This window comes from Pseudomonas sp. F8002 (assembly GCF_013385495.1).
Taxonomy (GTDB): domain Bacteria; phylum Pseudomonadota; class Gammaproteobacteria; order Pseudomonadales; family Pseudomonadaceae; genus Aquipseudomonas.
In genome coordinates this window covers 36,587-46,558 of the sequence record NZ_JACAPW010000008.1, presented here as the reverse complement: position 1 = coordinate 46,558, position 9,972 = coordinate 36,587, and the positions used below count along the sequence as shown (strand labels likewise).

The 9,972-nt window shown below is 63.0% G+C and carries 11 protein-coding genes; 8 read left to right on the top strand and 3 right to left on the bottom strand.

The genetic code is table 11. From position 1 onward, the window contains the following. Positions 1 to 52 precede the first annotated feature (52 nt). The 3 genes from HX811_RS08040 to HX811_RS08030 are packed head-to-tail and all read right to left on the bottom strand — an operon-like array spanning position 53 to position 2,234. Positions 53 to 979 carry a DUF4880 domain-containing protein gene (locus tag HX811_RS08040; RefSeq protein ID WP_008431412.1) on the bottom strand — a complete coding sequence of 309 codons (927 nt, stop codon included), beginning with the start codon at positions 977 to 979 and terminating at the stop codon, positions 53 to 55. A 38-nt stretch (positions 980 to 1,017) separates the two neighbouring features. Beyond that, entirely contained in the window at positions 1,018 to 1,563 is a 546-nt protein-coding gene (locus HX811_RS08035; protein ID WP_102605758.1) for an RNA polymerase sigma factor, read from the bottom strand. After that, entirely contained in the window at positions 1,560 to 2,234 is a 675-nt protein-coding gene (locus tag HX811_RS08030) for a secretin and TonB N-terminal domain-containing protein (RefSeq protein WP_087694899.1), read from the bottom strand. Before HX811_RS08030 ends, HX811_RS08035 begins: the two co-directional genes overlap by 4 nt. A 162-nt stretch (positions 2,235 to 2,396) precedes the next feature. On the opposite strand from HX811_RS08030, the gene HX811_RS08025 reads away from it, so the two are divergent. From HX811_RS08025 to HX811_RS07990, 8 genes are all read left to right on the top strand, one after another. Then, the gene (locus HX811_RS08025) at positions 2,397 to 2,708 is read left to right on the top strand and encodes a hypothetical protein (RefSeq protein ID WP_087694900.1); all 312 of its coding nucleotides are present in this window, start codon (positions 2,397 to 2,399) and stop codon (positions 2,706 to 2,708) included. 136 nt (positions 2,709 to 2,844) lie between these two features. Continuing rightward, the gene (locus HX811_RS08020) at positions 2,845 to 3,699 is read left to right on the top strand and encodes a MurR/RpiR family transcriptional regulator (RefSeq protein ID WP_177045498.1); all 855 of its coding nucleotides are present in this window, start codon (positions 2,845 to 2,847) and stop codon (positions 3,697 to 3,699) included. Between the two features lie 21 nt (positions 3,700 to 3,720). Beyond that, the gene (gene ddpX, locus HX811_RS08015; protein ID WP_177045484.1) at positions 3,721 to 4,263 is read left to right on the top strand and encodes a D-alanyl-D-alanine dipeptidase; all 543 of its coding nucleotides are present in this window, start codon (positions 3,721 to 3,723) and stop codon (positions 4,261 to 4,263) included. 118 nt (positions 4,264 to 4,381) lie between these two features. Then, positions 4,382 to 5,932 (top strand): ABC transporter substrate-binding protein, encoded by a 1,551-nt coding sequence (locus tag HX811_RS08010; protein WP_008431417.1) that lies wholly within the window; start codon positions 4,382 to 4,384, stop codon positions 5,930 to 5,932. 167 nt (positions 5,933 to 6,099) lie between these two features. Continuing rightward, entirely contained in the window at positions 6,100 to 7,116 is a 1,017-nt protein-coding gene (locus tag HX811_RS08005) for an ABC transporter permease (RefSeq protein ID WP_008431420.1), read from the top strand. Positions 7,117 to 7,135: 19 nt separating this feature from the next. Then, a complete protein-coding gene (ddpC, locus tag HX811_RS08000) occupies positions 7,136 to 8,017 on the top strand; it encodes a D,D-dipeptide ABC transporter permease (protein WP_371132387.1) in 882 nt (293 codons plus the stop codon). Next, positions 8,014 to 9,009 (top strand): ABC transporter ATP-binding protein, encoded by a 996-nt coding sequence (locus HX811_RS07995; protein WP_032898749.1) that lies wholly within the window; start codon positions 8,014 to 8,016, stop codon positions 9,007 to 9,009. Before ddpC ends, HX811_RS07995 begins: the two co-directional genes overlap by 4 nt. Further along, on the top strand, positions 9,006 to 9,956 hold the full coding sequence (locus tag HX811_RS07990; protein WP_003220120.1) for an oligopeptide/dipeptide ABC transporter ATP-binding protein: 951 nt from the start codon (positions 9,006 to 9,008) through the stop codon (positions 9,954 to 9,956). The genes HX811_RS07995 and HX811_RS07990 overlap by 4 nt, the downstream gene beginning before the upstream one ends. Positions 9,957 to 9,972: the final 16 nt, after the last annotated feature.

Sequence of the window (9,972 nt, the reverse complement as noted above, 5' to 3'; positions counted from 1 at the left end):
CAGATCTGTTTTCGCTCTGGTCGTTACCCCAATAACGGATATGCACACCGATCTAACTCAACAAAACAACACCGCCAGGCAACTCCGTACACTTGGCCCCATACGCATCGCGAATCAAAAGCGCCACCCCCGCCAACTGATGCAGACTAAACCGCGCCTGCACCCGCCGCTTGCCCAACTGCGCATTCATCAGCAGCAACATCCCCGGCCGATAGCGATTGATCTCATCCACCACCGTCGCCAGCGTCGCATTATCAAACACCAGCACCTGCTCCCGCCAAGCCACCACAGCCTGCACGTCCACCGCCACCGGCTCACCCACACCGCTGGCGTCATAAGTCAGCTGCCGCCCACCCTCAAGCCGAACCGTACGCCCCCCAACACCCACCAACAGCGCCCCATCAATACACGTCACACACACACTGTGATCCGTATTGCGCACATTGAACCGCGCCCGAGCCGCACTCAACCACCCTCCACCCGCCTGAACCTGAAGCGGCATCGCAGCATCGGCCAGCACCTCGACCTCCCCCTCCAACAACTCAATCCCACCCTCACGCCGGCTGATCCGCGTCTGCGTATTGAGCTCCAGCCGAACCCCATCACCCAACTCCACCCGCCGCTGCTCCCCGACCTCGGTGCGGTAATCCGCCGTCAACCCGGCAAACCCACCCGGCACCGTCACCCGCACCATCAACACCGCCGCCGACGCCGCAATCGCCCCGCCCAAAAACGCCCGCCGCCCAAAATGCCGCGGCCGGGAAAACTGCTCGGCGGCGGGAGCCAATTGCTGCCACAACACCTTGGCCTGCTCGAACGCCCGGGCATGCTCCGGGCTCTGGGCGCACCATTGGCGCAACGCCTTGGCATCAGCAACGGTGGCCCGGCCCGACGTCAGCAGCACCAGCCAGTCACGCGCTTCATCGTGCAGGGGGCTGTCGGGCGCAGCACGGGCAGCGGAGAGGTTAAAAATGTTCAAGCGCGCAGGTACTCAACGGATTATCAGGGACTCAATCACTAAGACGGTTTTCCGGCCCCGGGACCGAACCGCTGGATCACTTTTCTTTCAAGGCGCTGTGCACAGTGGCCCAGCCCGGCCTTGATTTCCTTTTCGACCATGCGCGTGGAAATCCCGAAACGCCTGGAGATCTCCAGGTGTGGCGCCTCTTCCAGACGTGCAGCGATAAGGATCTGGCGCCGCCGCGCCGGTAGTTCGTAGAGGGCCTTGAGCAAGGACTGGATTTCCCGCTGGCCACCCACCACCCGCGACGGGTCCTGGGCTTCATCGACGGTTTGCAGCAGCTCTTCGACTTCGCTGCCGGTCAACAGTCGCGCATCCGCCTGGCGTCGGTCAGCGGCGATGTTCAGCGCCATTCGATACAGGTAGGCATTGGGTTGCGCCAAGTTCGGCGGTACGTCCATGCGGTCGACCCGCAGGTAGGTCTCGTGCAGCACGTCGTTGGCCAGGTCCTCGGACCCGAGGCGCTTGCGCAGGCGTACCTTGAAGTCCTCGTAGGACGCCAGGAACAGGCTGACCATCATGCTGTGGCCGGTATCTTTCATGCCCCGGAAACTCCTTCCCCTGCTGTGCATTCCATGCGTGTTCCTGTTGAATCGGGCATCAAAAGTAAGGTCACCGGCAAGCGCAGCGAACTGGGCGCAGGGCGTTCGACCCGGGTGGCGCCCAGGCCGCGTACCAGCGCTTCGTCACGCTGCAGGTCACCGGTGGAGCTGACCAGCCGGCTGTGTTCGATCACCCCGTCACCGTTGACCCACACCTGCACCAGCGCCCGGAAACTGCCGGGGCGGGTCAGCGGCGAACGGCACAAACTGCGCTCGATCGCCTGCTGCAAGGCCGCGGCATAGCTGTTGTTGATCCGTGCTGCATGCCCTGCCTTCAGCCCCCGCGTCGTGGCCGGCTGGCTGACCTCGGGGACTTGCAGGGTGAACGCATCGCTGCGGGCATAACGCGCCATCAGGCCACTCCCTGTCAGCAGCAGGCCCAGGGCTTGCTGCGCACTGTAGCGGCCATGCACGCCGATGGAGCGCCGGCCCCGGGTCAACTCGCGGTCCACCAGCACCGCCATGCCGGTGGCATGGCTGAACGCCTGCAGGGCGCTATCCAGGTTCTGCGCGGGCAGGTCCAGGGTCACTTCGGCGCGCACGGTCTGCGCCAGCCCCAACAGCAGAGCCAGGCAGCAGCCCGCGCGCCTCCAAGCCCCCCTGCTCAGCATCGCAACACGTCCGACATAGCCTACAAAACCGTCATCCTGAGGCCAGTTTATGAACCTGATGTTACGGTGCCAGCAAAAAAAACATCACGCTGACGGGCAGCCCGCTGCACTACACTTTTGAGCCATACCGGCCCATTTCCCAGGGCTCGCCAGGAGGCACCGATGAACCTGTTCCCGACCCTCGCCAGCCTGTTGCTGTGTGCTGCCCTGCCGCTGATGGCCCACGCCGAAGGAACGCCGAATGGCTGCACCGAGGTCAACGTGGATGGCTACAAGGCACCGGACTATGGCTGCCTGAGCCAGCAGATGGGCAACCACCCGGACGCCGCCAAGGCCACGCAAAAGAACCAGCAAGCGCAACAGGTGCCCATCGACAAACGCAAGCCGAACCAGATCGGGCTCTCTACACCCGCAGCGACCAGTGTGCGCATGGGCAATACGTTCGGTACTTCGGTGAAACCCCAGCGGCCTTGATCGCCGCTTGTCCCCCCCTGCCCGCCCAGTGCAAAAAAAGCCATTGTGTTATCGCGATTGCCGATGTTATGTTTCTAACAGACATCAAAATCATGAAACATGAGTAACATCAATGACCGGCCTGCGCGAAAACGTCATGGATAAAAACAGCTTCCAGCGCACGCTGGAACAGCAGTTCCCGACGCTGACGCCCACCGGCAAGCGCATCGCGACCTACCTGCTGGGCAACCTGCAACAGCTGCCGTTCGAAACCGCCGACAGCATCGCCCAGCAAGCCGGCACCACCGGGATTTCAGTGGGGCGCTTCTTGCGAACCCTGGGTTATCGCAACCTCGATGACGTCAAGCAAGGCCTGCGCGGCGACCCGCAAGCATCCTGGTTGATCACCGACCGCCTTGGCGCGTTTCGCCAGGAGAACGATCAGGAAGACGCCCTCGACCGTTCCCTCAACCGCGAGATCGAAGCCATCCAGCATGTGTACGGCCTGGCCCGCAGCCAGGGTTTCGCCGATATCGTGCAGCACATCGTGGATGCAGACGCCGTGTTCATCCTCGGCATCCAGTCCACCCGGGGCATCCTCAATGCGTTCCACAGTCACCTGGAATACATTCGCCCCAAGGTCTATTACGTCGATGGCCTGTCGGGGATCTACGCCGAGACCCTGAACTCCGGCTTTGAAAAACCCTACGCCATCACAGCGGACTTCCGCGCCTATTCCAGCATCACGCCCACGTTCTGCGAGACCGCGAATGCCCAGGGTCTACCCTTGGCGTTGATCACTGACTTGCAATGCCCCTGGGCCCGGGACTACAACCTGGACCTGCTGCAACTGAAAACCGATGTCGGCCAGTTCTGGGACTCCATGGCGCCCCTGACGTGCCTGTTCAACCTGATGGTGTCTGCCGTCGCTGACCGCTACGGCGAGCGACTGGATGCACGCCTGGCAAAAAACCGCGCCCTGCAACAGGCCTTCGGCCAGTTCGAATCCTGACCCTGGAAAGGAAATCTTTGAGTGAATACCAGCCCATTGGTAGAAATCGCCCCACCGGAATACCCGGTACAGGTCGACCTGATCTACGCCAGTGCCGACAACCTGGCAGGCACCGTGATCTACCGCAACACCCGCTGCCTGCTGCACACCGAAGCGGCCGCCTGCCTGCGCAAGGCGAGCCTGTTGGCACGCCAGGCCGGCATGACGTTGCTGATCTACGACGCCTATCGGCCGGCCTACGCCCAGCAACTGTTGTGGCAGGCCCTGCCCAACCCGGACTACGTGCGCGACCCGCGCCTGGGCTCGCACCACACCCGCGGCGTGGCCGTCGACCTGACACTGATTGATGAACACGGCACCCCCCTGGACATGGGCACGGCGTTTGATGCCATGGAGCCCAAGTCCCACCAGTTCTACCCCGACCTGCCGCCGCAGGTGCAGCGCAACCGCCTGCTGTTGCTGGGCATCATGCTCGGCGCCGGCTTCAAGGCGATTGCCACCGAGTGGTGGCACTACGAGTTGCCGGATGCCGAACTTTTCCCATTAATTGAGGAGTCACACTGATCACAAGGACCGTACCATCACAATAATTAGCAGCACCCTTTAGCTCCAACTGCCCGGTTATAGATTTCATAAAAATAAACCAACCCGCTTTTTCCTCTAAATAATCAAGGAAACCGGCATGACCCCAAGCAACCGCAAGACCCTCGCACTCTCCCTGCTGTGCGCCGCCCTGAGCCTGGGCGCGTGGCAATCGGCAAGTGCCGCCGCCCCCAAAGACACCCTGATGATCGGCAAGGCCGCCGACCCGCAAACCCTCGACCCGGCCGTGACCATCGACAACAACGATTGGGCGGTGACGTACCCGGCGTACCAGAAGCTGGTGGCCTACAAAGTCGAAAACGGCAAGGGCAGCACCGAGGTCAAGGGCGACCTGGCCGACAGCTGGACCACCTCGGCCGACGGCCTGGTATGGGACTTCAAACTCAAGCCCGGCAACAAGTTCGATGATGGCGCCGAGGTCGACGCCAATGCGGTGAAGTTCTCCTTCGACCGCGTGATGCAGCTCAAGCAAGGCCCGTCGGGTGCGTTCCCGGATGACATGAAAGTCACCGTGGTCGACCCGCTCACCGTGCGGTTCACCCTGGCCAAGCCCTACGCGCCCTTCCTTTACACCCTCGCCCATAACGGCGCCGGCATCATCAACCCGGACGTGGTGAAACAGGGCGACGTCAACGCCTACCTCTCCACCCACACCGCCGGCTCCGGCGCCTTTCGCCTGAGCAACTGGCAGAAAGGCCAGAGCCTGACCCTGGAACCCAACACCTACTACGCCGGCACCAAGCCCGCGCTGAACAAGGTGGTGATCAAGATCATCAGCGAAGCCTCGGTACGCCGCCTGCAACTGGAACGCGGTGACCTGGACATCGCCGAAGACATGCCCCAGGACCAGCTCACCAACCTGGCCAAAAAGAAAGACGTGGTGATCAAGGAGTTCCCGTCGCTGCGGGTGACCTACCTGTACCTGAACAACCAGAAAGCCCCGCTGAACAACCAGAATGCGCGCCAGGCAATCGTTGATGCGGTGGACTACAAAGGCATTGTCGACGGCATCCTCAAGGGCCAGGCCAAGTTGATGAACGGGCCGATTCCCGCCGGCATGTGGGCCAATGACCCGAGCCTGCCCTTGATGAAACAGGACCTGGACAGCGCGGGCGCGAACCTGAAGAAACTCCCGGAAAAAATCACCAACCTGAACTACATGTACTCCGACAAGGACCCGGACTGGGAATCCATTGGCCTGACCCTGCAAGCCAGCCTGGCGCCGCTGGGGATCAACCTGAAGATGGAAAAACTGGCCAACGCCACCATGCGCGAGCGCCTGGGCAAGGGTGACTTCGACGTGTCCATCGGCTCGTGGGCACCGGACTTCTCCGACCCCTACATGTACATGAACTTCTGGTTCGACTCCTCCCTGCAAGGCCTGCCGGGCAACCGTTCGTTCTACAGCAACCCGGTGGTGGACAAGCTGATTCGCGATGCGGCCGCCAACAACGACACGGCCAAGCGCACCGAGCTGTACCAGGAAGCCCAGAAGATCGTGCTCAAGGACAGCGTGTACGCCTACCTCTATCAGAAGAACTACACCCTGCCGATGCGTGATTCGGTGAAGGGATATGTGTTCCATCCGATGCTGGAGCAGGTGTTCAACGTGGCTGAGATCAGTAAGTAACACGCGATCAAATGTGGGAGCGGGCTTGCTCGCGAAAGCGGTGTATCAGTTACCCGATGTATGACTGACCCACCGTATTCGCGAGCAAGCCCGCTCCCACACTGGACCTGCTGTGTTTTCCAGGCTGTATTCCTGATCCAAATGTCTCGCGTTACCGAGGAGCCCTCATGGCCTTCCTGAATATGTTGCGCAAACGCCTGTTCGGCCTGATCCTGGTCGTCGTCGGCGTTTCGCTGATTACCTTCTGCATCTCCCACCTGATCCCGGGTGACCCGGCGCGCCTGATTGCCGGCGACCGGGCCAGCGACGCCATTGTCGAGAACATCCGCCATCAACTGGGCCTCGACCTGCCGCTGTACCAGCAATACGGCCGCTACATGAGCGACCTGCTGCACGGCGACCTCGGCACCTCGATCCGCACCAGCCGCCCGGTGCTGGAAGACCTGAAAGCGTTCTTCCCCGCGACCCTCGAACTGGCGGTGGCCGCCCTGCTGCTCTCGGTACTGGTGGGCGTACCGCTGGGGGTGCTGTCAGCGGTGTATCACAACCGCGCCATCGACCAGATCGCCCGAACGCTGGCGGTTACCGGCATTTCCACGCCGGCCTTCTGGCTCGGCCTGGGCCTGATCGTGTTGTTCTACGGCCAGCTCGGCTGGCTGCCCGGCAGCGGGCGGCTGGATGAAGGCCTCGAACCACCGCGCACCATCACCGGGTTCTACCTGATCGACTCGCTGCTGGCCGGCGATATCCCGCTGTTCCTGAATGCCCTGGAACACCTGATCCTGCCCGCCGTCACCCTGGGTTTCGTCAACCTCGGCGTGGTCGCCCGGCAGATTCGTTCGGCGATGCTCGACCAGTTGGGCGAGGACTACATCCGTACCGCCCGCGCCTACGGCCTGTCGCGCTGGGCGGTGATCCTGCGCCACGCCTTGCCCAACGCGCTGATCCCGTCGATCACCGTGCTCGGCCTGACCCTCGGCGACCTGCTGTACGGCGCGGTGCTGACCGAAACCGTGTTCGCCTGGCCGGGCATGGGTGCCTATGTGGTGAAGTCGATCCAGTCCCTGGATTTCCCGGCGGTGATGGGCTTCGCGATCCTGGTGTCGTTTATTTATGTACTGCTGAACATGCTGATCGACCTGCTCTACCGGGTGGTCGACCCGCGCATCGGCGAGGTGAATTGAGATGACCGCTCCCCTGACCATGCCCGTACCGGTGCCCCTGGAACAGCGCCCCACCTGGCGTGCGCGAATGGAGTACCTGGGCTATCAAATACGCCGCAGCCCGCTGACCATCGCCGGCCTGACCATCACCTTGATCGTGCTGGTCTGCATGTCCTTCGCCCCCTGGTTGGCGAGCCATGACCCCAATGCCTTGAACCTGGCGCAACGCCTGGCCGAGCCCTCCGCCGAACATTGGTTCGGCACCGATGAAGTCGGTCGCGACCTGTTCAGCCGGGTGCTGTACGGCAGCCGCCAGTCGGTGGGCGTGGGCCTGTTCGTGGCGTTTTCGTCCTGCCTGGTGGGCGGGCTGCTGGGCTGCCTGTCGGGGATTATCGGCGGGCGTTTCGACAGCCTGATCATGCGCCTGATGGACATCATGCTGTCGGTGCCGTCCCTGGTGCTGATCATGGCCCTGGCCGCCGCACTGGGCCCGAGCCTGTTCAATGCGATGCTGGCGATCACCGTGGTGCGCATCCCGTTCTATGTGCGCCTGGCCCGGGGCCAGGCCCTGAGCATTCGCCAGATGGGCTACGTCAAGGCATCCCAGACCTTCGGCGCCGGGCGCTGGCACATCGTGTCGTGGCACGTGGGCCGCAATGCGATGCCGCCGTTGCTGGTGCAACTGAGCCTGGACATCGGCAGCGCGATCCTGATGGCCTCGGCCCTGGGTTTCATCGGCCTGGGGGCACAGCAGCCCACCGCCGAATGGGGCGCGATGGTTGCCACCGGGCGCAATTTCATTCTCGACAACTGGTGGTACTCGACCTTTCCGGGGCTGGCGATCCTGGTCACCGCGACCGGCTTCAACCTGCTGGGTGACGGTGTTCGTGACCTGCTCGACCCACGGCAACAGGGGAAATGACCATGTCCAGTCCGGCAGTGCTTGCCATCGACAACCTGAGCCTGGAATTCCCGGCTTACCGCAACAACGTCCAGGCACTCAATGGCGTGTCGTTGCACGTCAACCCCGGCGAAGTCGTCGGCGTAGTGGGTGAATCCGGCTCCGGCAAATCCGTGACCGCGATGCTCAGCCTGCGCCTGCTGCCGGAACGCAGTTACCGGATCACCGCCGGCAGCTTGCAGATGCTCGGCCGCGACATGCTCGGTGCCAGCGAGAAGGAGCTGCTGCAGATCCGCGGGCGTGACGCGGCGATGATCTTCCAGGAGCCGATGACCGCGCTGAACCCGACCCGGCGCATTGGCCGGCAGATGCTCGATGTGATCATCCACCACCAGCGCCTGAGCAAGGCCGCCGCCCGTGCCAAGGCCATCGCCCTGCTGCGGGACATGCACATCGCCGACCCCGAGCAAGTGCTCGACAGCTACCCCTTCGAACTCTCCGGCGGCATGCGCCAGCGGGTGATGATCGCCCTGGCGTTTTCCTGCGATCCACAGTTGCTGATCGCCGACGAGCCCACCACTGCCCTCGACGTCACCGTGCAACGCCAGGTGCTGTTGCTGCTGCGGGAAAAAGCCCGGGAACGCGGCACCGCGATCCTGCTGATCACCCACGACATGGCTGTGGTCTCGCAGTTCTGCGACCGGGTGTATGTGATGTACACCGGCGCCGTGGTGGAAGAAGGCCCCACTGCCCAGGTGATGAGCGACCCGCGCCACCCCTACACCCAAGGGTTACTCAGCGGCTTGCCGGAACAGGTGAAACCCGGCGACGACCTGCTGACCATCCCCGGCCAGGTGCCCAACCTTGCCGCCCTGCCCTCAGGCTGCACCTTTCGCGAACGCTGCCCCCAGGCCATGAGCCAATGCATCGAGCGCCCGCGCCTGGACCTGATCAACCCTGCCGGCACCCGCAAAAGTGCGTGCTGGCTGACTGCCGGGGAGTCGGTGCAATGACCGTGTCTCAAGATTCACTGCTGGCTTTGCGGGATGTACGGGTCAAGTTCCCGGTAAAAACCGACTGGCTGGGCCGCCCGCGCGGTTATGCCCACGCCCTCAACGGCATCGACTTGCAGGTGCGCCGTGGGGAAACCCTGGGGATTGTCGGCGAGTCCGGCTGTGGTAAAAGCACCCTCGCCCAATTGCTGATGGGCCTGGTCAAGCCCAGTGACGGTGAAGTGGACTGGGTCTACGAAAGTGCCCGGGAACGCCACCGGCATGTGCAGATCGTATTCCAGGACCCGCAATCGTCCCTCGACCCGCGCCTGCCCATCTGGAAAATCATTACCGAGCCGCTGTTCGCCCTTGGCGACACGCCCAAGAGTGAAATGCGCACCATCGCCGCCAAGGTCGCCGCGCAGGTAGGCATTCGTGCCGAATACCTGGACCGTTACCCGCACCAGTTTTCCGGTGGCCAGCGCCAACGGATCGCCATCGCCCGCGCGCTGGCGTCCAACCCGAGCATCCTGGTGCTGGACGAGCCGACCTCGGCCCTGGATATCTCGGTGCAGGCGCAAATCCTCAACCTGCTGGCCGAGCTGCAACGGCGGCTGGGGCTGACCTACATCCTGATCTCCCACAACGTTTCGGTGGTGCGGCACATGGCCGACCGGGTGGCGGTGATGTACCTGGGGCAGATCGTGGAACTGGGGTGTGCCGAGCAAGTGCTGGAGCAGCCGAAGCATCCGTATACCCAGCTGTTGCTGGAAGCGGTGCCCAAGCTGGGGGTGGCGCTGGACGATGCGTATGTCAGTGCACCGACAGAGCTGCCGGGGAACCGGGTGTTGCCGGGTGGGTGTTTCTTTCTCGACCGCTGCCCGAGGCGTACACAAGGCTGTGAGCGGCCGCAGCGGTTGACGGGTGGGATGAGTCAGCAGGTGCGCTGTCACCTGGAGCATCCGTGAGGCGTCCTTAACAAAA